A 281-nucleotide genomic window follows, 5' to 3' on the forward strand; every position below is an offset into this window, starting at 1 on the left:
GATGGTCGAAGGGCTGAAGGACTCGTATTCAGTGGTGCTTTCACCGAAGGAGCATCCGTCAACCGAAAAGGAAATTAAGTCGGTAACAGAATACCTGAAACCGGAGTATGCCTATAAGCTGAGTACCGTATCTTTAGAGGACTTTATGGATGCGATGATACAGTATCTGTCGGAGTATTATACCCTGGTTTATGAAAGGTTCAGGAGGAGATACTTGGAGTTTAGGAAGGTAGAGTAAAGCATATAAAAATAAAAAGTAGGCGAAATAGCTCAATAGTCAT

The 281-nt window shown here is 41.6% G+C and carries 1 protein-coding gene; it reads left to right on the forward strand.

Going from position 1 to position 281, the window contains the following annotated elements; translation table 11 throughout:
* A partial coding sequence (locus QWY28_RS23555) for a PGN_0703 family putative restriction endonuclease (RefSeq protein WP_259299561.1) occupies window positions 1–238 on the forward strand: 238 nt, incomplete at its 5' end.
* Window positions 239–281 lie beyond the last annotated feature (43 nt).

Origin of the sequence: Nocardioides oceani (assembly GCF_030412965.1) — a bacterium.
GTDB lineage: Bacteria > Actinomycetota > Actinomycetes > Propionibacteriales > Nocardioidaceae > Nocardioides > Nocardioides oceani.